This is a genomic window from Sphingobium sp. WR1 (assembly GCF_059693745.1).
The window spans coordinates 1-21,211 of the sequence record NZ_JCATID010000007.1 but is presented as its reverse complement, the minus strand read 5'-3'; the positions used below and the strand labels follow the sequence as shown (position 1 = coordinate 21,211).

The window sequence follows — 21,211 nt, the reverse complement described above, 5'->3', positions numbered from 1 at the left end:
CGATCCCGGATCAGGCAGGACAGGACGAAGCCAGCCGACTTTTAACGCAGGGCAAGCTGCGCCGAAGTCGGGACCATCGCCGAGCGCGCCTCGATCTGCGAACGGACGTCGGCGATCACCGCGGTCCGGCAGGCCTGCGCCTTGGCTTCCACCGCAAGATGCACGGCAGCAACCCGGTCGCCGCAAACGGCGCGCGCCGCCTGATCCATACGGATCGCCAAGCGCTTCTGGCCTTCAGCGGTCGAGAGGTCTAGCCCCTTGAGGTTCAGGACTGCCTTGTCCTTGGCGAAGGGATTTTCGGCGGGGTTCGCGAAGGCCGGGGTCGTGAAAGCGAAGGTGGCGAGAGCCGCCAGACCGATCTTCATCATCATCTCCTGTGCGTAGAACGGGCACCGCTCTATGGCGACTGTCGCCTACATATAGTCGGAAGATGAAACTTTCAATATATCAGGGAAAGTTGTTATTTTATTACTATCAAGCTCTCCTGTTATTACTTGGCCCTGACGGTGAGGAAGGCGAGATTGTCGACATGACCCAGCAGCCCGATCGGAAGGGGGGCATGGACATCATTATCGTCAACTGAAACCATGATGGTCCGCGCGTAGGGCGCCGACCATTGCCGTATGGTCTCGATCGGCAGGCTGACCCGCCATTTGCGCGCGCCCCGCGCTGCGACGGCATGTCCGTTGATCGTCACCGCCGAGGACTCGCTCGCACGACGACCAGTGACGAGCAAGCACGATCCGGTCGCGCAATCGACCAGCCGCGTCCGGGTTCCGGCCGCAGCGGGCGTGGCCAATATGGCCGAGAGGATCGCGCCGAGGGCCAGGACACCTCTGAACCGGGTGAAGGAAATCGACATGACGCTGAGGCTCCTTCCTGTCAGTCGATGGCGACGCCGGCCCGTTCGAAAAAGCTTCGCACGGGTTCCAGGACCGCCGCATGTCGCTTCCATCGGGCAACCGAGGTTGCATAGATGGGCTGGCGGACCTGAGCGGCGCTAGGGGTCGAAACGGGGGCGCTGTTGACATGGAAGGACAGGCACTCATCCACCCATTCCAGCTCGCAATGGGCCAGAATCCTGCGGGTTTGCTCCTCCTGGTCGGCGATCAGATCTTCGTAGCGCAATTCCAGCAGCCGCTCGCCCAGCGCCTCGCGCCACAGGGTCATCAGCCGGTCGAAACGGACATAATAGGCCGCGATGTCGAGCAGGTCGTAGCTATAGTCATAATAGCGCGAACTCACCGCGAAGAGGTTGCGGAAGTTGCTGAGTACCGTGTCCATGGGGTGCCGCCGCAGGCAGACGATCCTGGCGGCAGGCAGCGCTCGCGCGATAAAGCCCAGATACTGGAAATTGCCGGGAAACTTGTCGGTGAAACGCAGGCCGGGATGCCGCCGGTGATGGCTGGCCCTTTGCAGGAAGTCATGGCCAATCTGCGCCATGTCGCTGCCTGCTGCCGCCGCGATCGTTTCCGCATCCAGCACCGTGGCGGTGCGCGTTCCGGCCGCCTTCTTGACAGCGAGCGGCATCGCCTGCAACTCGCCGGCGCTCTCTACGCCGGGATGGGAAGACAGGATGCGGTCGACCAGTGTCGTGCCCGTGCGCGGCATACCGATGACGAAGATCGGCGCCTCGGTCGGCGCCTCGGTCGCCGCCGCCGGCAGCGGCCAGGCAGCCTCGATCGCATCGAACACCGTGGCGTCCCGCGCGAAACTATAGGGGAGCGTCCGGCGATGTTCGCCATTGACCGCGCAGAGCGTGTCGAGCGCTTTGTCGGGCTGCCCCACATCCTCCAGCTCTTTTGCCAGAGAATAGCCGAGCAGCAGCCGGTCGCGCGGCTCCCGCGTCGAGGCATAGGTCTTAGCCAGCCGTTCGATGTGATTGCGCTGCGCCGACTGCTTGCACAGGCCGGCAAGCAGGTGATGCGCGCGGGCATCGCCCGGCGCCATGGCGATCAGCGCTTCCAGAGCCGCATCCGCCTCATCGGTCCGGCCCAGAAAATTGAGCGTCACAGCCTCGTTATAGCGGTATGCGCAGTTCGCCGGCTCAATCCGCACGGCCTCCGCGAAATGGGGGAGAGCGGCGGCATGGTCGCCCAGCCGCGCATAGACGCAGCCCATGGTATCGCGGCTGAGCGCGTCGAGGGGCAGCACCTGCTCCGCATCCCGCAACATTGCGGCGGCATCGCCATCCTGGCGGACGAGCGCGAAGAGCTTGGCAAGATGCGCGCGATATTCCCCTTGCGGATCGAGCGCCACCGCCTGCCGGAGATGGTCTATGCCGGCCCGGACGCGCTGGGCGCTCGATTCCGCGATGCCGAGCAGGAAATGGCCTTCGGCATCCCTGGGGTTATCCGCCAGCAGCATGGTGGCAAAGCGCTGCGTCGCGCCCGGATCACCACGGGAAAGCGCGCTTCGCGCTGCTCCGATCCGGGCGGCGCGCATGTTCGTCATGCCGTCGCCGCAGGCTCTTTCTGGTCGTTAGCGGCAAATTCACCGCCCGCCCGTGCGGCCTTGTAGGCCTGATATCGGTCGATCATCGGCTGGAAGGGGAACAGTGTCTGTTCCCGGATCGAGAGACGCTTTCGGTCATCCTGACCAACGAGCACGCCTTCACCCTCGCGATAGGTGCCGAAGATCCGGTCGAGCAGGATCAGCGAGTTGCCATAGTTGCAGCGCGTGCTCTCATAGTCCGTCGAATGGTGCAGGCTATGGTGCCGGATCGTCGTGAAGAAGAAGGCGTACCAGATCGGCGGATCGGCGCGGACATTGGCGTGGGCGAAGACCGAAATCACGCCCATGGTGTTGAATGCGGCGAACAGCGCGGTCTTGTCGAAATCGAACAGGGCGAGCAGGCTCAGACTGATCAGGAACAGTTCGATCGGATTGCCGACAGAGCCCTTGGCGGCGTTCAGCTGAGTGATGTGATGGTGGGGCGCATGGGTCAGCCAGAAGGGCGTCCAGTTGTGCATCAGCCGATGCATCCAATATTGGCCGAATTCGAGAATGAAGATCGCCAGCGCGACCTGCGCCAGCCAGGGAAGCTGCGTCACCCAGTGAGTTGTGATGCCGAGCGACGCCTTGGCGGCCGCCAGCGGATCCTCTGCCAGCTTCTGCGTGAGCCAGGAGATGACGGTGGCGCTCAGCACGGCATAATAAAGGTCCGTGAGGAACTCTCTTCTGTTCATGCGCCAGCCGGCGTGCCGCTCATTGACCCATTCGAGCGTCAGCACGATGATGACGATCAGGGGCGCCGTTACAGTCAGCGCCCAAGGATGATTGACCAGATCCCGCGGGCCGAACGCCCAGAAACACAGCACCAACGCGATCATTGCCGGCGGAATATGGTCGAAAATCCGGTTCTTCAGGCTGGTTTGCACGCCGCAGCTCCTTCAGTGTCCGCACACTGCGCTGCACCGCGTCATGCAGGGAGGCAGATTTTGCCAATGAAAGGCATAGACAAGAGCTATGACCTGCGTTGCGCCCTGACCCGCCTCATGACCTCCTCCCAGAAAAGCTGGGTCGCTGTGTCTCTCGCCGGTTCGGACCGCGCGAGCAGGAAGATGTCGTAGGACGGCTCGAAGTCCGCATGAAGCATCGGCCAGAGCCGGCCCTTGGCTACCTCATCCTCGGCAGCCAGGACCGGCAGAAATCCGATACCTATACCCTGCACGATCAGGCGCCGGGCCTCGTTTATGTCCTCCGCCAGTCCGCCGACCCTGGTGCCCAGGCGATAGCGACGGCGCAGATGGGTGATCTGCTCGATCTCGTCGTCGCCGGTAAGCACGAAACCCTGATCCTTGAGTTCGCCCAGCCGGCTAATGCGGTAGCCAAAATAGGGATTGGATCGCGAACAATAGATTTGCTGCCGCTCCACCAGCAGCGGCTCGTACATCAAGGAACCTCGCACGCTGCTGTCATAACCGACCCCGATCTCCACTTCGCCCTGCTCCAGCGCGTCGAGCACCTGCCGCCAAGGCGAGACGCGAATCTCGATATGGATGGCGGGATTGCGGCGGTGAAAGCTCGCTATCGCCTCGTCAAATTCGGCCGACACCAATCCGGACACGATCTGGATGCGAACAAGGCCCTCGACACGTTTCGTTGCCTGAGCGATTTGATGCGGCACCATACGCGCGGATTCCAGCATATCCTCGCACAGCGCCATCATCGCCTTGCCCGCCGCCGTCATCTCGACACCGCTAGCCGTGCGATGCAGCAGCGTCGCGCCGACATGGTCTTCCAGCCGCTTGAGCGCCGCGCTGATGCTCGGCTGCTGGCGGTTGAGTTGGCGCGCGGCCGCGCCGATGCCACCGGCGCGGACAATGTCGACGAAGGTCCGCATCAGGTTCCAGTCGACGCGGCTGGCGAATTTCCTGTCGGTCAGCGGCGTCCGATCGCTCATCTCATCCTCTTCTATCCGCGCGCGTTCAAAATGCCCCTGTCATAGATAAAATCAATGGCAAACATCTTATCGCCGCGTCTATCGCTATGTCCTGCGCGACATAAGCTGGCCGTATGATCGATTCCCCCCTCCTTCCTATCGTCAACATCAGCAGACTAAGCAGCGACCGCCTGGAAGATCGGCTGATCGTCGCGCAAGAGCTTGACCGCGCCTGCGCCGAAGCCGGCTTCCTCTATATAGACGGCGATCAGCTGGATCATGGCCTGTTCCAGCGGCTGCTCGTCCGCGCCAAGGCCTATTTCGCGCTGGATCAGGCGACCAAGATGCGCAACTATATCGGCCATTCCCAAAACCATAGCGGCTACGTCCCGGTGGGCGAGGAGCAGTTTGGCGGCGCCACAAACGACCTCAAGGAAGCGTATGACATCGGTTGCGACTATCCGCTGACCGAGGGCCGCCGACCACTGCTCGGCCCCAACAGCTGGCCCGACATGCCCGGTTTTCGGGAGGATGTGCAGGCCTATTACGCCCATGCCATCCGCATTGGCCGGCTTCTGTTCAGCGGCTTCGCGCTGGCGCTGGGCCTTGAGGAGCGGTATTTCGATGCGCATCTGCGCCATCCGCCCAGCCAGCTGCGCCTGATCCACTATCCCTTTGACGCAGGCGCGGAGGACAGGCCGGGGATCGGCGCTCACACCGATTATGAATGTTTCACCCTTCTCTTCTCCACCGCCGCCGGCCTTCAGATCGTCGACAAACAGGGCGAGTGGGCGGACGTGCCGCTGGTCGAGGGAACGATCATCATGAATATCGGCGACATGATGGAGATATTGTCCAACGGCCGCTACATGGCCACGCGGCACCGGGTGAAGAAGGTGATGGAGGAGCGCTATGCCTTCGCGCTCTTCCACGCCTGCGACTATGACTATGTCGTCGCTCCGGTCGTGCGCGGTGAGGCGCCGAAATATGCGCCGCTCAAGGTGGGCGAGCATCTGTTCAACCAGACGGCGCAGACCTTCGCCTATCTCAAACGCCGGATCGCCAGCGGAGAATTGGTGCTGGACGACGCAGTCCCGCTTGATTCCTTTGGCCCGCGGGACGCGGCGGCCAACGCATGACTCTTGCCGAACTGCTCGAAAAACTGCCGTCCACGGGTCTTCAAGACATCACCTTCCCGCGCCGCCTGCTCGGCGCGTTCCGGCGCAAGAGCATAAGCTTCAGCACCGGGCTCACCGACGAGAGCAGCACGGTCTTCTGGTTCCAGTCGAAAAGCTTCACCATCGACCTGCGCCTGCCCGATGGCGCGGCGACGCCTCTGCTCGATCGTCAGGGCTGGGTCGGTGACACGCTATGGGATGGGGACAGGCAGCAGATGTCCTGGCGGATCGCCAGAAGCTACCAGCCACGCAACCAGTGGCCCGAGCCAGCAGACCTTCGCTTCATCGGCAACAGCGTGATCGAATTCGCGCCATCCGGCGCCTATGTCGAGGACTGGCGACAGCAATGCTTTCACGGCCCGCTCCTCGGCCTGCGCCTTGTAAGTATGCGGGATGGGCGAAACGGGCCGGAGCAACCGATGGTGGGCGGGCTTATCCTCGCCGGCGAACATGCCGCCTATGCCCAGTCCCGGTCCTCCCATCTGGATGACGCGCTGCGGAACGCCGCCAGCCTTGGGCAAGCGCTGACGGTCGGCATCGTCACCGAACAGGAGATCGAAAGCTACGAAGTGTCGGTGGCGCTGGGCGGCAGAAGCATCAGCCACAGCACCCGGCCTCTCCATCTGGGCCGGAAAATCGCGGCCGGCGAAATGGAGCTTCAACAGGACGGCTCCATCATCCTGTCACGGCGTATCGACAACCGGACTTGCCATCTGCGCTTCGTCCTCGACCTTCACGTCCCCGACTTCATCTTCAGCCGGGAGACGCCCGTTACACCGGAAGCGCGTCAGTGGATGGCGGAGGAGGAGCATCATCTTTTCCGCCACGCGACGATCGCCCGATAGCCCACCCTCAATGGGGCATAGATTGGGTCTATGGGATATATAGCGGATTGATGTCTGGCGTGATGGGCGCGGCTTTACGAAGCTTGAACCGACATCACCTCCAGGGAGCGGCGACGACATATCGCTTCCTCGTGCCAAGGATAAGCACATGGACGGAGTTCGGGACGGAGTTCGCGTAGGCAAGAGAATGATCGGCGGTCAATCGCCGGTGACTATCGGCTGGGAAAATATTCCTAGAGTCGAAGGCGGTCCGATCAAGCGCCATTTCTTCACCTGGTTCCAGCCAACGGCGCTCTTCGCATTGATCGCCTTCTGGTATTATGCACCCAACTCGATCGCGACGGCATCGACCGCCATCGGCATCGGCATCGGCTTCAAGATATTGCTGCTGGCGCTCGAATGGGTCAATCCCCGCCATGCCAGCTGGCGCCTGACGTGGAAGGAACTGGTCATCGACCTTTTCTATGTCGGGCTCGGCTTCACGATACTCCGCCTGATCGATGGCTATATTGGCGACGGCGCCATGATCGAAGCGGTACAGGGTCTTTTCCACTGGGAAAAATTCCGCTGGTTCATGGGCCTGCCCCTGCTCGTGCAGGCGTTCATGATCTCGTTCATCTTTGATTTCGGGCAATATTGGATGCATCGCGGTATGCATAACTGGCGCCCGCTTTGGCTAACCCACGCCCCCCATCACTACATCACCCAGCTCAACGTCAACAAGGGCGCGGTCGGCAATCCCGTGGAATTGTTCCTGATTGGGCTGGGCGTAGGCGGCTTCTTCGACTTCCTGCCGCGTGCCGCCCTACTCGCGGGCACCTTCGGGCTTGCGGTCGGCACCTATCAGCATATCAATGTCCGCTTCAACACGCCGCGCTGGTGGCGCTTCCTGTTCAATACCACTGAACATCACAGCCTGCACCATTCGCAGGATTATGAAGCAAGCCGCAGCAATTATGCCGGCACCTGGATCATCATCGATCGACTGTTCGGCACTTGCGTCGATGGCGAAGCGGAACTGCTGGGGATGGAGGGTGGACGCAAGATGTCGATCCGCGAGACGATGGCCTACCCCTTCACCGAAGGTTGGAAAAGCATCAATGCACGGTTCGGCAAGGAACGGGTCGCCCCGGTTGTGCTGCCAGCCGAATAACCGAACCGCTACCTCATTCCGTCATTCGCTAGGCTTCAGGTGACGTTGAAAGCTCTCTTGAATGGAGATCATGTGAAACCGCGCTTCATCGACTGGATCTGGCACGTCGAGGGCAGTCTGGCGCTTGCCCCCGGGCAAACGAACGATGATGCGTTCGGCAGGCTCGATCCCCTGTTCCGCCAGAACGGCACCCACTATGATCGACTGAAGGATAGGCTGACTTTCCAGAAGAGGGATCAGGCTGCCCAGGACCGGATGTCCATTTTCGACAGCGGCATTCTCCGTATCGAGAAGGGTCCGCAAGGGTCCGTTCTCCACTATCGTCTGGTCAGCCGGGCCCTGCTTTTCTGCTTCCTCGCGCCGCTGCTTTTTCTGAGCTTCGCGGGCGCGACCATAGTCATTGGAAAGCTGGAAAGCCCATCGATCGAGGCTAAGAAAAAGCCCGAGACGAAGAAGGATGAGGCGCTGCCGCAGAACCCGATAGACAAAGCGCTGGGTGCACCCATCCCGGAAAAACCCAAAAAGAACGACAAGGACAACAAGGACAAGAAGCCTTCACCCACTGCGGCCTATGCCTTTGCAGCCATCTTCGCGGCCCTGTATGTGACTGGACGCATTCTTGAGGACAGGTTGGTCAGGAATCTGTTTCAGACCAGTTTGAGAGGGTCATAGCCTACTGATGCGGTGGATGCCGGTCGAAGGGATGTATCCACCGCATCAGTTCAGCTTCTCACTTCGCCCCGCTCTCGAACGAAAGTAACGGCGCGTTTCCTCAACGATTGTTTCGAGCCTCCTGCTGATGTGGTGCGCGGGAGCGCACCACATCAGTCGCTCTCGGCTGCCCTGGTGAAGGGGACGAACGCCACGGACAGGATCGGCTGTGTCCGGGCCTGCCCGGTCCGCTCCTTGTGCACAAGCGTAAGCTGCTGATCGTTCGAAGGGCCGACGGGGATAACGAGCCTACCTCCCGGCTTCAACTGCTCAAGCAGAGGCCCTGGGATGTGGTCGGCACCAGCCGTCACAATGATCGCGTCAAATTGCCCCTGTTCACGCCAACCGGCGTAGCCGTCTCCCTGACGAACCGTCACGTTATCGTAGCTCAGGGCCGCAAGGCGTTCGGTCGCTTGGGATGCAAGCGGCGCGACGATCTCGATTGAATAGACATGCTTCACCAGATGCGAGAGCACCGCCGCCTGATATCCTGATCCGGTCCCCACCTCGAGCACGACATCATCAGGCTCGACTGCAAGCAGATCCGTCATCAACGCCACAATATATGGCTGCGAAATCGTCTGTTCATTGCCGATCCGCAGCGGACGATCCTCATAGGCTTGGGCTCTCAAGACTTCGGGAACGAACAGATGACGCGGCACCTGTCGCATTGCGTTCAGAACCGCCGCGTCCAGGCGCTGATGTCCTCTTCGCACGGCGGAATGATGAATCTCAATCTGCCGAATCATGCGCTCCCGCGCTGCCGCGAGATTTCCTCCAGTTCCCGAACGCCCGCAACCCGGCAAAGCCAGGGCAGCCATCAGGAGCAGAAATGGTCCACCGATCTTACGCATCATTGCCCCTTGGAACGCGGGAGAGCTTAAGCAGTTTCCCACATCGCGCACGTCAGAAAGGACCGGCTGTGGGCGAAGTTTTGACCTCGACTCACGACATTGGCCAGCTTTCGGGCGCACATCCTCATGACACCTGTCAGAGTGACGGCGAGCGCGGTGATTTCAGCGGACCGCGGCCAAGCCTAGACATGCGCGAGGTGGTCGCGATCACCGTCGGCATTGTCATAGGCGCGGGCATTTTTCGCACGCCCGCGCTGGTCGCAGGCGCAGCAGGAAGCGGCGAGATGCTCTTGCTTGCCTGGGCAGTGGGCGGGCTGCTTTCCATGATCGGAGCGCTTTGCTATGCGGAGTTGGCATCCGCCGAGCCGAACGCGGGCGGAGACTATCATTTTCTGACGCGCGCTTTCGGGCAGAGAGTGGGATTTCTCTACGGCTGGGCACGGTTAGCAGTTATCCAGACGGGGTCGATCGCACTCCTGGCTTTCATCTTTGGCGACTATGCAAGCGAGATCCTGAGGCTCGGGCCGGCTTCCAGCACCATCTACGCTGTCCTGGTCGTCCTCCTCATAACGACACTCAACTGGGCGGGCATCCATTTCGGATCGCGCACGCAGAACTGGCTCACCATCGTGGAAGTGCTTGGCCTGCTGCTGGTCGCGGCGGCGGGCTTGCTGTTCGCGCCTGCGGCAGAAGCGTCCGGCTCACCCGTTGGCGAGATGTCGTTCGGCCTCATGATGGTGTTCGTGCTGCTGACATTCGGGGGCTGGAACGAGGCCGTCTATGTCTCGGCCGAATTGCGAAACAGCAGAAGGCTGATCGGCTGGGCCATGATCCTGAGCCTGGCGACAGTGACGATCCTGTATCTTCTCGTGAACCTTGCATATCTTCGTGCGCTTGCTCTCCCCGGAATGGCCGAAACGGAAGCGGTCGCCGCGGACGTGATGGAACGGGCGTTCGGAGCTGAAGGGGCAGCATTAATCAGCGTCCTGATCGCAATAGCCGCGCTGACGTCGGCCAATGCCACCGCGATCACGGGCGCTCGCACAACCTATGCGCTCGGCCGCAACTATCCTGCCCTGCGCTGGCTTGGCATTTGGAACGGCGGACGGGGAACACCGGCCAACGCGCTGATCGTGCAAGGCGCGATTGCGCTTCTGCTTGTGCTTGCAGGCTCCCTGGCCCGCGACGGGTTCCAGGCGGTGGTCGAATATTCCGCCCCGGTTTTCTGGTTCTTTTTTCTGCTCGTCGGCATCTCGCTGTTCGTGCTTCGGTGGCGCCTGCCCGACCTTGACCGGCCGTTCCGCGTTCCGCTCTACCCGCTTCTTCCGGCCATTTTCTGCCTTACCTGCGCCTACCTGCTCTGTTCGAGCCTTGCCTATACCGGTACAGGTGCGTTGATCGGGCTTGGCGTGGTGGCGTTGGGCGGAGCGCTCTTGCTGTTTCTCAAACCTGCAAAATCAGAGGAGATGAACTGATGCGCGCTATCCGAACTTCGCTTCTCCTGGCGATAGCTTTACCCATGGGAACCATGTGCCTGGGGCAGTCCACCGCGGTCGCGCCGACCCTCAGAAATCCCGATGTGCACTATGTGCCGACGCCCCAGCCGGTGGTGGACGCAATGCTGCAAATGGCGCGGGTGAAGAAGGGCGATGTCCTATATGATTTGGGTTCGGGCGATGGGCGCATCCCAATCACGGCCGCGCGCCGCTATGGAGTCCGGTCTGTGGGCATAGACATCGACCCGGAACGTATCGCGGAAGCCAAGGCCAATGCCGGCAAGGCGGGAGTCGCCCAGCTGGTCAGTTTCCGCAACGAGGACTTGTTTGCGGCCGACGTCAGCGAGGCCTCCGTGGTGACGCTTTATCTTCTCGATAATTTGAACGAGAAACTTCGGCCTAGACTTCTCTCCCAGCTGAAACCAGGAACCCGCATCGTCAGCCATGCCTTCAGAATGGGCGACTGGAAGCCGGAGATGGAACAGCATGTAGACGGAAGCACGATCTACTTCTGGACCGTGCCGCCAAGGAAATGACCAATCGCAGGGTGCCTGATCGCAAGAGATCGAAAACCATTTCGCTTCGCAACAGGCTTGCCCGAACCGTCTTTGCCCGCGCGCACCATGAGCAGGTCGCGGCCCTCGCCGGTGCGGCCGAAAATTTCCACCGAGATCAGCGGGGAGGCAGGACCCAACCGCTCCAGCCAGCCGCGTGTCTCATCATAGCGCGGCGTGGTTGCGAAGTCGGCACGTTCGGCGGGGTGTCCAGGGATCTTTCCTTTTTCGCAATCAGCCCCTCGCTCGCACCCGCCCACGGCAGCTCAGGCGAATATGCGGATATCACCGGACTGATCAAATCCGGCTCACCATACAAACCCCAAGCTCGGTAGCCCGCAGCATTCCTTCAAGGACGCGAAAGTTCAACAGCTTGAGGACATGGCCAGTGATATCGCGGTCGGGTATGCGTAGCTCGTCGAACGATGCTGACCGGCTACGGTAATATCTTGGGCGCTTTGGGTTGGACTGGGCGAGCGTCGCGCTTCGACAATCGGCGGTCCGCGCATCATTCTCCGATATCGACCAGGGAATAGCTGGTGCTTCGGCCGCCGGCGTCATCCTTGCGAAGGATCCCGCGACCGATCAGATCATTGATGTCGCGTGAAGCCGTGTCCTGCGAAGTTTTCGTGATGATCGCCCATTTGGACGATGTCAGCTTCCCCTCGAACCCATCGAGCAAACGATTGAGCATCGCCTGTTGGCGATCGTTGAGCTTTTCGCCGGCCAGCGTTTCCCAGAAACGCGCTTTGCGAATGACGTTTTCCAGCACGACTTCCGCGCCGTCGAATGCATTGTCCAAGCACGCCAGGAACCAGCGCAGCCAGCCGGTAAGATCCATGTCGCCCTTCTGGGTCGCCTCCAGGATATCGTAGTAGGCTTTGCGCTCAGCCCGGATCTGGGCCGACATGCTGTAGAAGCGTTGCGGACTGTTCTCGGAGCGCGCGAGTGCCATGTCAGCGATCGCACGCGCGATGCGGCCATTTCCGTCATCGAAAGGATGAATCGTGACGAACCAGAGATGTGCGACCGCCGCCTTTAGCACCGGATCGATCGTCGGACCCTTTTCGAACCAATCGAGAAAGGCTGCCATCTCGTCCTCGAGTCGGTCGAAGGCCGGCGCTTCATAATGCACCTTCTCCTTCCCGTAAGGGCCGGAGATGACCTGCATCGGACCCGACTCTTCAGTGCGCCAGGCACCGACGACAATTCGACTCATGCCGCTGCGGCCTGTCGGGAACAGGGCAGCATGCCAGCTGAACAGACGTTCCGATGTGAGCGGATTCTCGAAGTTTTGGGTCGCGTCGAGCATCATCTCGACCACGCCTTCGACATTGCGATCCGGGGTCTTCAGGCCAGCGATATCCATGCCGAGCCTACGCGCCAGCGATGAGCGCACCTGTTCGCGATCGAGCGTCTCACCCTCGATGTCGCTGGACTTTGTGACTTCTTCCGTAAGTGTTTCCAGCACGGCTTCGGCGCGGAGCGTAAGCCCTAACTGCTCCATTCGGCCGATCAATCGCCCTTGATGACGGCTGACCGCGGCAAGTTGCTCGGCGAGGTCAGCCTGATCCCATTGGAATTGCGGCCAGGCAGCTTGCTGATAGATATATTTCGCCATATTCTCCGCACCTTTTACGGAGAATATGGCGTATTTTCTCTGCAAGGCAAGATTTAATCTCCGCCATCATTGCGGAGATTAAGGGGCCTAACCTCCGCAACAGGCTTGCATACCAAGGTGTGGCTGCTATTGTGTCTTCCGGCGACCAATCGACGAAAAATCGCGCTTTGAGCTCAATCGGGGCCTTGCCTCGGACATCGCCCTGCCCGAAGATCTGGCGCGGACCAAAGCGCTATCCCGTATCGCTCCTGCGGACGAGGACATAGGTGGGCAACCAGCTCACGGCCTACACAACCGCCCCATCTGATTGGACCCTTTCCCTTTCTCCCCGAGTTCACCTTGCCATGGCTCTCGTTCCATCTTTCGCTACGCGGCCCTTACAAAGCCTGCTTGTCAGTCGTGTTAGGGCCGTCTTCAACGACCGGGCTCGCGGCGAGCAACCCGTGGTCCGTTCCGCCCACGCGCTGTTTCCAGAGGATTCCGTGATCTGGCGCGTCCACGGCGATGTCACCACGATGATGGTCGGCGGCGTATCGGCCCTGCTGCTCCAGATGCTCCACCCCACCGCACTGGCTGGGATATGGGATCATTCGACCTTCCGCGGCGACATGCTGGGCAGGCTCAGGCGCACGGCGCGCTTCATTGCCGTCACCACCTATGCCGACCGAGCCGATGCGCTCACGGCCATTGAACGGGTCAGGCAAGTGCACGACCGCGTAACCGGCACGCTGGCGGACGGCACGCCTTACTGCGCCAATGACCCGCATCTGCTCGCCTGGGTTCATGTGACAGAGGCGCTATGCTTCCTAAAAGCATGGATCCGCTATGGCGAACCCGGCATGAGCCAGGCGGATCAGGATCTCTATTTCGCCCAGTTCGCAGACATCGCGCGCAGGTTGGGTGCCGATCCTGTCCCCGAAAGCAGGGCAGAAACGGAAGCGCTGGTCGAACGCCTGCGTCCGGAGTTGCAGGCCGACGCACGCACTCGTGAGGTCGCCCGACTGGTTCTTCGCCAGAAGGCGCCCACGCCTGCCGCTATTCCGGTCCAGAAGGTCACCATGGAAGCGGCCGTCGATCTCTTGCCCGACTGGGCAAGAACCCTGCACGCCCTGCCCAGCCACCACCTGAGCCGTCCCGCCATCAGGCTATCCACCGCCATGGTTGCCAGCAGTCTGCGCTGGGCCTTCAAGCGTGATCGGCGTTCCAAATAATCTGAAACCGCCCCTGTCACGACATTCAACTGCTGATTTTTCGGTCCCAGCTGCGGCCGGTCAGCTTTCCCGTTCTCGGCGCTCATTTCTGGCGCAGTGCCGCTGACCAGCCACTAGCTTTTGCACCACAGATACGATATGATAAAATCATATTGGAACGGAGGCAGGAATGGCTGCGAAGGCAATTACGGTAACGCTTGGCGAAATGTCATCGCACGCCGAGCGCCATCTGGCGTCTGGCCGATATGCTTCTATGAGCGAAGTGATGCGGGCGGGTTTGCGCGCGCTGGATCGCGAAGAGGCGGTATTGGATGAACTGGTGCGCGTCCGCGTTGCGGAAGCTCTAGCTGATCCACGCCCCCCTATGCCGCTCGACAAGGCATTTGCGCAGGTTAGGGCTTCGATCGCCAAGAGATGACTTATGATGTTCAGCTGTCGGCATTGGCGATCGAGGATTTGATTGCACTTCACCAGTGGGTGAGCGTGGAAGCCGATATTCCCACGGCAGATGGCTATCTTGCCAGAATTGAAGAACGCATTGCGGCGTTGGCCGATTTCCCCAATCGCGGCTCCCCCCGCGATGACCTGGTCGCAGGTCTGCGGACGCTGACATTTGAGCGCCGCATATTGATCGCCTATAACGTGGGCAGGAAGGTCGTCACCGTTCAGCGCGTCATCAACGCGTTTCGCGACCTGGCACCGATTCTTCAAAGCTCCTAAAATGCACAGCGGCCATCCCCGCCGGGATGTCCCCGCGGCGCTATATTCGAAATTTGCGTATGTTTCCCGCTTCTGCCGTCGACCCTTTATGGACGCTCAGCTCCAAATTTTTCGCTCCCAGGTCCGGTCGGTCTGCTTACTCATTTTCAGGCCGGGGCTGCCCGGTAGGCAACCGTCTGGTTTGGAGCCGAGGTGTTGAAATAGCTGCTGCTGGAATAGAGGCGCCTCCCCGCTGACTAACCCTCTAGTTGCGCCGTAAACGCCGCAAACCGATCACCACACCGCTGATCGATATGGCCAGCCCCCCACCGGACAAGATCCAGATGAGGATGTAGCGTAGCGGCGGCCACGCGAGCATCCAAGGAAAGTCCAGGCTGTGCAGCGCGTTGAACAGCCAACGATTGCTGCGCCCTCCCGATCCCATCTTTCCCAGCATCGCACCAGTCGCAGGATCGACATGAAGCCAGGTTTGCTCTGGATCGTCGAACTTTAGCCGCAGTACAGGCAACGGGCGGCTGTAATCGCGCGGATCGCCGGTCGAATACCAGTAACGATCAGGCCGCTCCAGTTTCTCCACCCCGATCAGCTTCGCCCCCGGCATGGCGGCCCGCGCCGCAGCGATGATGCGTGAACCCTCCATCACCACTGGCCGCACCATCGCACCATCTACTATCTTCGGACCTTCTCCGCCCCAGAGCGTTATGACAGGTTGCCCGCCCAGCCATCCAAAACGCACTTCACGCGAGCCCGCGCCGACCTGCGCTAGCGCGCGCATATCCGTCGCCGCGAAGCCGGATCGCGCCCCGGCGTAGAGGCGGGCCACATCCTCCCGTCCCTTGTCACGCAATCCGCCCCATGGACTCATGGACAGCCATCCGCTGAATATCCATGTCACGAGGAACAGTCCTCCGACCATCCCGGCAATATGGTGCCATTTCATCCAGCCGCGATAGGGGCTGACCGATCCTGACTTGTAGCGCGCCCTCAGCCTAACTCTCAGCAGACCGATCCACATGCCCGCCAGCGCCCCCAATATTCCGATGCCGGACGTCCACAGCACCGTCTGGCGCCATGGCTCCTGAAACACGCGCAGAACTTCGAAATAGATCCAATGCGGCACCGCGCCGAGCCAGTTCCAGAACCGCTCCTGCGCAGTCGTATTTTGTACCACCTCACCGGTTCGCTGGCTGACATAGATGTCAGACGCGGCGGCATCGGCTGTGCGCACGCGCCAGAAGGGCGACATGGCCTTGTAGGCCCGAGTGACGACCCACTGGTCATGATCAACCGGATCCACCGACACGGCTGGCGCACCGACCAGCGCCGCAGCGATCGCTTTGGCACGGCGCGCATCGACCGTGCGGATTTCCGCTCCCGTCCGGGCCGACACGGCACGCCGCCTCTTCGCCGTAACGATGCGATAGACCGCCTCTCCGCCTGTCATCCCCAGCCGCATTTCGTCTGGAGCTTCCCTTACGCCAAGCCTCGCCAGCACCCGGTCCGGACCCACATGGACTTGTCGCCAGTCGATCGGCGCTGCCGTCGCAACCCGCTCCGTCGCGCGGAAGGAGGGGAAGGAGACATAAAGCATCACCAGCCCGGAAACGAACCAGATGGAAAAGAGCAGGCAGAGGGCAATGCCGGTCCAGCGATGAAAGACATAAAGCCACCGCTTCGTCGTCTTCCATAGCGTAGCGGCGGCGGGAGCCGATGGCCCCCGCCGCGCCACGGTCCCTACATCAGAAAGCGACATGGAGCGTCGCCTCTAATGTGCGCGGATCGCCCAGCACCCACTGGCTGCTGCCATAGGTGGCGCGGGCATAAGTCTCGTTGAAGATGTTGCGCACGCGCAGCGCGGCGCTCGCCCCTTCGACGAACTGCCAGCGCAGCCCCGCGTCAGTCAGCGTATAGGCCGGCACGACCCGGCTGTTCGCCGCATCCTGATAGCGCTTGCCGACATGGCTGACGCCGCCGTCCAGCACCCAGTTATCGGCAAATTCCCAGCTGACGAAGGCGTTGGCTGTCTTTGCCGCGACATTGCTGGGGCGATTGCCGGCCCGCTGGAACAGGACGCCGCCCACTGATTCAGCAAAATCATCATAGCGCGCCCGCACCAGCGCACCGTTCAGCGTGATGCTGAGACGATCGACAGGCTCCAGAAAGAGCGAGGCTTCCACCCCGCGCGAGCTTTGCTGGCCGACCTGCACCTGGATGGTGGGAATCAACGGGTCGGACGTCAGCAACTTACGCTTGACGATGTCATAGACGGCCAGCGTCCACTGGCCGCGCGATCCCCAGAAGATATGCTTGATCCCCGCCTCATATTGGCGCCCGGTCGACAGGTCGAAATCGCTCTGCGCCACGCTAGTTGATACCAATGCCCCGACCGGATCGGCAGCCGTCGCATATTGGCCATAGAGCGCGAGCGACGGCACAGGATTATAGACCGCACCAATGCGCCAGGTCACGGCATCGGGCGTGGCGGTGAAGTTGTTGGCCGCGTTCACATAGTCCGTCTTGGTAATTTCTGGCCGGTCGTAGCGCAGGCCGCCGACCAACGAGAATTGCTCGCTCAACTTCAGCCGGTCTTCCGCAAAGATCGCATATTGGCGGATGCGATTGGTATAGCGCGGCTTGGTTGGCGCGCCGGGCTGATGGATGAAAAGCCCCGGATCGGGATCGACCGCATCGACCAGTCGCGTCGCATTATTGCCGCTATTGCTGACATTCTTGTAACTGATGCGATTGACGTCGAAGCCGACCACCAGCGTATTTTCCAGCCCGCCAACGCCATGGTTCAGCGTAGCGGTGGTGCGGTTCCCGGTCTGCTTCTGGATATGGTAGAGTTCCAGGAAACTGGACTGACGCACCTGCGCAGGGCTGCTGCCAGTCGCCGGCACATAGGTCACACTTTCGGCATTCTTCCAATATTTGTTGGCCCACAGATGGTAGAAGACACTGCGGATGGTCAGCGCGTCCGATGGTGTCCATTCCACCTTCGCCTGACTCCAATTGTCGCGGAAGCGTAGCCGGGCATCGGCGACATTATAGTTGTTCTTGCGGATTGATCGATCGAGTTTCCCATTCACCAGCGGCACACCGAACCATGTGCGCGGGTTCTGTTCGCTGTAATCATGGGACAGGGTGATGCTGAGGTTGGCGGCAGGCTTCAGGCGGATCGCTCCGGCCAGCGCCACCGCGTCCGCGTCGCCCCGCTCCATCCAGCCCTCCGACCGGCGGAAGCTGGCATCCGCGCGAAAGGCCACGCCGCCCGTTACCGGGCCACCCGCACCTACCCCGATGTTGAAGCTGTCGTAGGAAGAAACGCCGAAACGGCCGCTGGCCTGCATCTCTTCAGAGGGCTGCTTGCGCACGACATTGACCGCGCCGCCGATCGCGCCCTCGCCGTAGAGAACAGAGGCCGGGCCGCGCAGTATCTCCACGCTTTGCGCCATCCACGGATCGGCCGGGAATGTCAGCGTATTGTTGTACATCCGCATCCCGTCATAGAGGGTCATAACCGAGTTCTGGCCGGTGAAGCCGCGTGCCGACAGGCCGAAGCCGAACACGCCGGACGTATTGACGATGCCCGTCGCGCGTGCGGCCGCATCCTGAATGGTCAGGTCGCCGCGCAACCGGATGGCGTCGCCGTCCAGTGTCTCGACACTGGCGGGCATTTCCAGCGCGGTCAGGCCAAGGCGGCTCGCTCCTTCCGTCTTCATGTTCAGGCGCAGCGGGTCGACCGTGCCGGTAACAATGATCACGTCCCTGTTCTCGACATCGTCTTCCGCACTGGCGGCACGCACATTCGCCATGGCAGACAGGCCGATCAAAGCCAGAGTCATATTCGTCAGATAATGCATATCTATCCCCCGTTTTCTTCGCGCTCACCTGTCGTTCGGGTGAGCCGAGTGACAAGTTTCGAACGGTTGCGTCGAACGGTTGCGGGAATCGCGAACGGTTACGGCAACGCCATGCGCGCGCGCGTAACTGCCCGGATTCCTGCATTCGCAGGCCCAGCCGCTCGTTCGTCGCTCAGACGGAGTACCGTGCCGCGGCCATCCCCTGGACCAAGGCAAGAGCGACCAGACGCCGGCAGGTCTCCTGGCTCATGGGTCATCGCTTGATATACGGCCTTCCCAGGCCTCGCATGATTTAGCGTCCGGCCCAGTGGCTGGCGGATCGGTCACAATGCCGTCCGCGCCTGTATATCGCGCTCGCCACTTACAGTTGCAGGGACAGCCTCGGATTTGGACGGCTTACACCGTCCTCACCGCGTTCCCATTTTAATCCCCGTTCCGGGGAACCGACGCGATCTTTGTCTTCTCGACACCTGAAGGCGCCGAGCTGACGCGGCTGTTTATGCTTCTCACATCACCAGTGCAAGAGACTTCCGTCTGCCCAAGGACGGAAAGGTGCGCTGTAAAGCGCAGAGAAATGGCAGTCGGACAGCGAGAAATGGCGCACGGCAGATGTGATTTGGGTGCTTGCTCCGCGCAGATGCGAGGAGCCAGCCGATTTCAGATTTCTGTGCCTTCTGCCAAAGTCAGGGCGTCCTCCACATCAACGCCGAAATATCTGACCGTGCTCTCAATTTACGTATGGCCAAGCAGGATCTGGACCGCACGGAGGTTGCCCGTCGCCTTGTAGATGATCGACCCCTTTGTCATGCGTAGGGAGTGCGTACCATAATCCTCGCTCGGCAGGCCGATCCCCGTGACCCACTCGTCAACCAAGCGAGCATATTGACGGGTACTCATGTGGGCCGAATGATCGGTGCGGCTCGGGAAGGCATAATCTCGAGGGAGCCGCCGCGCAGTTCGAGCCAGCGGAGCAGGCTGGCGCGAGCATCGTCCATCAGTTCGAACTGGACAGGCCGCCCGGTCTTTTTGCTGAACAACGATGGCCTGCGTCCTAATTTTCCGATCACATACGATGTCGCCGATCTTGATCTTCACCAGATCGCAACCACGAAGTTTGCTGTCGATGGCGAGGTCGAAAAGCGCCCGGTCGCGGATCCGTCCATGCTGATCAAGGAAGAAGCGGATTGCCCAAATCTGGCGGGGTTTTAATGCGCGCTTCGCGCCGACTTTGCGTCCCGAATTCCACGACACTCGCTCGCGTGCAGCGGGATCAAATTCTGATAATCCCATGACACATCTCCATTGGCCATGATGGCCGCGGGAGAAACGTTTAGCAAGCAGGAGGCATCAGATCGCGAGTCCTCTACAGGGAGCTAAAAGTTAGCAAATTTCGATAAACTCATCTAACTTCCCTATACATCACCTCTGTCGTCGACCCTTTGTCGCCGCTCAGCGGTCGGATTTCGATCCCCAGGTGCCGACGGTCCGCTTTTTCGACGGCTATCGGCCGAGGCTGTGTAAAAACGCCTATTTGTGATAGAGTTTCCCGGTGTTTTCGGGGGGCTTTAGCATGGGCCGTTTCGTCGAAGGAGAAGACCGGCGGCAGGACAGTTTTCTGCCTGCATCGCTCGATGATTATGTCGGCGAGGATAACCCGGTGCGGGTGGTTGAGGCTTTCATCGATGCGNCAGCAGCCATAGAGTCAGAGTTTCGTTGCTTTGGGAATCCCCCTCGTCAGTCAGCATCATGGGGGGTTGGTATTAGGTCATCAATTGCTCTGACAGATGCTGATCCAACGGCAAGCCCGAAGCGCGCACAATCCGTGACCCAATCGCTTAACCAAGGGAATGGGGCTTGCTCCGACCGAGGCTGTGTAAAAACGCCTATTTGTGATAGAGTTTCCTGGTGTTTTCGGGGGGCTTTAGCATGGGCCGTTTTGTCGAAGGAGAAGACCGGCGGCAGGACAGTTTTCTGCCTGCATCGCTCGATGATTATGTCGCCGAGGATAACCCGGTGCGGGTGGTTGAGGCTTTCGTCGATGCCCTGGATCTGACGGCTCTTGGTTTTGTCGGGGCGGAACCTGCGGCGACGGGGCGGCCCGCCTATCATCCAGCGACGATGTTGAAGATCTACCTGTACGGCTATCTCAACCGGATCCAGTCAAGCCGCCGGCTTGAACGGGAAGCAGGTCGCAATATCGAGCTGATGTGGCTGACTGGTCGGCTGGCACCTGACTTCAAGACCATCGCCAACTTCCGGCGCGATAACGGCACCGCGATCCGCGCGGTCTGCGTGCAATTTGTGATGCTGTGCCGTAGCATGGGCTTGTTCGGCGGGGCCATGGTTGCGGTGGACGGCAGCAAGTTCAAAGCGGTGAACAACCGGGACCGTAACTTCACTGCGCATAAGGCCGCCAAGCGGATCGAACAGGTGGAGGCCAGCATAGACCGCTATCTGGTGGCACTGGACCGGGCCGATCGTGAGGATAGCGACGTCTCCGAAGCGCGAACCGACAAGATCCGGGAGAAGATCGCGGGATTACGGCGCCAGATGCAGTATCTGCAGGACATGGCGGCTCAGGTCGAGGCGGCTCCCGACAACCAGGTTTCCCTCACTGATCC

General features: G+C 60.8%; 21 protein-coding genes and 1 riboswitch. Of the genes, 10 read left to right on the top strand and 11 right to left on the bottom strand.

Annotated elements, in window-relative coordinates:
- Nucleotides 1–41: 41 nt before the first annotated feature.
- From AC58EF_RS10730 to AC58EF_RS10710, 5 genes are all read right to left on the bottom strand, one after another.
- Nucleotides 42–365 (bottom strand): UrcA family protein, encoded by a 324-nt coding sequence (locus AC58EF_RS10730; protein ID WP_497276161.1) that lies wholly within the window; start codon nt 363–365, stop codon nt 42–44.
- Between the two features lie 125 nt (nt 366–490).
- Nucleotides 491–862: a hypothetical protein gene (locus AC58EF_RS10725; protein WP_497276160.1), complete on the bottom strand. Its 372-nt coding sequence runs from the start codon at nt 860–862 to the stop codon at nt 491–493.
- Nucleotides 863–882: 20 nt separating this feature from the next.
- Nucleotides 883–2,454: a tetratricopeptide repeat-containing sulfotransferase family protein gene (locus AC58EF_RS10720; RefSeq protein ID WP_497276159.1), complete on the bottom strand. Its 1,572-nt coding sequence runs from the start codon at nt 2,452–2,454 to the stop codon at nt 883–885.
- On the bottom strand, nt 2,451–3,380 hold the full coding sequence (locus AC58EF_RS10715; RefSeq protein ID WP_497276158.1) for a sterol desaturase family protein: 930 nt from the start codon (nt 3,378–3,380) through the stop codon (nt 2,451–2,453). Before AC58EF_RS10715 ends, AC58EF_RS10720 begins: the two co-directional genes overlap by 4 nt.
- A gap of 86 nt (nt 3,381–3,466) precedes the next feature.
- Nucleotides 3,467–4,405, bottom strand: coding sequence for a LysR family transcriptional regulator (locus AC58EF_RS10710; RefSeq protein WP_497276157.1), 939 nt, complete (start codon nt 4,403–4,405; stop codon nt 3,467–3,469).
- A gap of 113 nt (nt 4,406–4,518) precedes the next feature.
- Here AC58EF_RS10710 and AC58EF_RS10705 point away from each other — a divergent pair, with 113 nt between their 5' ends.
- From AC58EF_RS10705 to AC58EF_RS10690, 4 genes are all read left to right on the top strand, one after another.
- Entirely contained in the window at nt 4,519–5,523 is a 1,005-nt protein-coding gene (locus AC58EF_RS10705) for an isopenicillin N synthase family dioxygenase (protein WP_497276156.1), read from the top strand.
- Complete coding sequence (locus tag AC58EF_RS10700) at nt 5,520–6,407, top strand: hypothetical protein (protein WP_497276155.1); 888 nt, start codon at nt 5,520–5,522, stop codon at nt 6,405–6,407. Before AC58EF_RS10705 ends, AC58EF_RS10700 begins: the two co-directional genes overlap by 4 nt.
- A 187-nt stretch (nt 6,408–6,594) precedes the next feature.
- On the top strand, nt 6,595–7,560 hold the full coding sequence (locus tag AC58EF_RS10695) for a sterol desaturase family protein (protein WP_497276153.1): 966 nt from the start codon (nt 6,595–6,597) through the stop codon (nt 7,558–7,560).
- 72 nt (nt 7,561–7,632) lie between these two features.
- Complete coding sequence (locus AC58EF_RS10690) at nt 7,633–8,232, top strand: hypothetical protein (RefSeq protein ID WP_497276151.1); 600 nt, start codon at nt 7,633–7,635, stop codon at nt 8,230–8,232.
- A gap of 152 nt (nt 8,233–8,384) precedes the next feature.
- Here the strand turns inward: AC58EF_RS10690 and AC58EF_RS10685 are convergent, their stop codons facing one another.
- A complete protein-coding gene (locus AC58EF_RS10685; protein WP_497276150.1) occupies nt 8,385–9,125 on the bottom strand; it encodes a protein-L-isoaspartate(D-aspartate) O-methyltransferase in 741 nt (246 codons plus the stop codon).
- A 188-nt stretch (nt 9,126–9,313) separates the two neighbouring features.
- On the opposite strand from AC58EF_RS10685, the gene AC58EF_RS10680 reads away from it, so the two are divergent.
- Complete coding sequence (locus AC58EF_RS10680) at nt 9,314–10,600, top strand: APC family permease (protein WP_497276149.1); 1,287 nt, start codon at nt 9,314–9,316, stop codon at nt 10,598–10,600.
- A complete protein-coding gene (locus tag AC58EF_RS10675) occupies nt 10,600–11,157 on the top strand; it encodes an SAM-dependent methyltransferase (RefSeq protein ID WP_497276148.1) in 558 nt (185 codons plus the stop codon). The genes AC58EF_RS10680 and AC58EF_RS10675 overlap by 1 nt, the downstream gene beginning before the upstream one ends.
- Here AC58EF_RS10675 and AC58EF_RS10670 read toward each other — a convergent pair.
- Complete coding sequence (locus AC58EF_RS10670) at nt 11,127–11,435, bottom strand: hypothetical protein (protein ID WP_497276147.1); 309 nt, start codon at nt 11,433–11,435, stop codon at nt 11,127–11,129. The two genes, AC58EF_RS10675 and AC58EF_RS10670, sit on opposite strands and share 31 nt — an antisense overlap.
- Before the next feature lie 248 nt (nt 11,436–11,683).
- Entirely contained in the window at nt 11,684–12,796 is a 1,113-nt protein-coding gene (locus AC58EF_RS10665) for a Fic family protein (protein ID WP_497276146.1), read from the bottom strand.
- A 344-nt stretch (nt 12,797–13,140) separates the two neighbouring features.
- On the opposite strand from AC58EF_RS10665, the gene AC58EF_RS10660 reads away from it, so the two are divergent.
- From AC58EF_RS10660 to AC58EF_RS10650, 3 genes are all read left to right on the top strand, one after another.
- Nucleotides 13,141–14,007, top strand: coding sequence for an oxygenase MpaB family protein (locus AC58EF_RS10660; RefSeq protein WP_497276371.1), 867 nt, complete (start codon nt 13,141–13,143; stop codon nt 14,005–14,007).
- A gap of 169 nt (nt 14,008–14,176) precedes the next feature.
- On the top strand, nt 14,177–14,425 hold the full coding sequence (locus AC58EF_RS10655; RefSeq protein WP_497276145.1) for a ribbon-helix-helix domain-containing protein: 249 nt from the start codon (nt 14,177–14,179) through the stop codon (nt 14,423–14,425).
- Nucleotides 14,422–14,727, top strand: a complete 306-nt coding sequence (locus tag AC58EF_RS10650) for a type II toxin-antitoxin system RelE/ParE family toxin (protein WP_497276144.1) — start codon at nt 14,422–14,424, stop codon at nt 14,725–14,727. Before AC58EF_RS10655 ends, AC58EF_RS10650 begins: the two co-directional genes overlap by 4 nt.
- A gap of 244 nt (nt 14,728–14,971) precedes the next feature.
- Here AC58EF_RS10650 and AC58EF_RS10645 read toward each other — a convergent pair whose 3' ends face one another.
- From AC58EF_RS10645 to AC58EF_RS10635, 3 genes are all read right to left on the bottom strand, one after another.
- On the bottom strand, nt 14,972–16,480 hold the full coding sequence (locus AC58EF_RS10645; protein WP_497276143.1) for a PepSY domain-containing protein: 1,509 nt from the start codon (nt 16,478–16,480) through the stop codon (nt 14,972–14,974).
- On the bottom strand, nt 16,467–18,572 hold the full coding sequence (locus AC58EF_RS10640; RefSeq protein WP_497276142.1) for a TonB-dependent receptor: 2,106 nt from the start codon (nt 18,570–18,572) through the stop codon (nt 16,467–16,469). Before AC58EF_RS10640 ends, AC58EF_RS10645 begins: the two co-directional genes overlap by 14 nt.
- Nucleotides 18,573–18,804: 232 nt before the next feature.
- Nucleotides 18,805–19,053, bottom strand: a riboswitch (cobalamin riboswitch).
- 269 nt (nt 19,054–19,322) lie between these two features.
- Nucleotides 19,323–19,880, bottom strand: a complete 558-nt coding sequence (locus AC58EF_RS10635; RefSeq protein WP_497276141.1) for a tyrosine-type recombinase/integrase — start codon at nt 19,878–19,880, stop codon at nt 19,323–19,325.
- A 636-nt stretch (nt 19,881–20,516) separates the two neighbouring features.
- Here AC58EF_RS10635 and AC58EF_RS10630 point away from each other — a divergent pair.
- A partial coding sequence (locus tag AC58EF_RS10630) for a transposase (RefSeq protein ID WP_497276140.1) occupies nt 20,517–21,211 on the top strand: 695 nt, incomplete at its 3' end.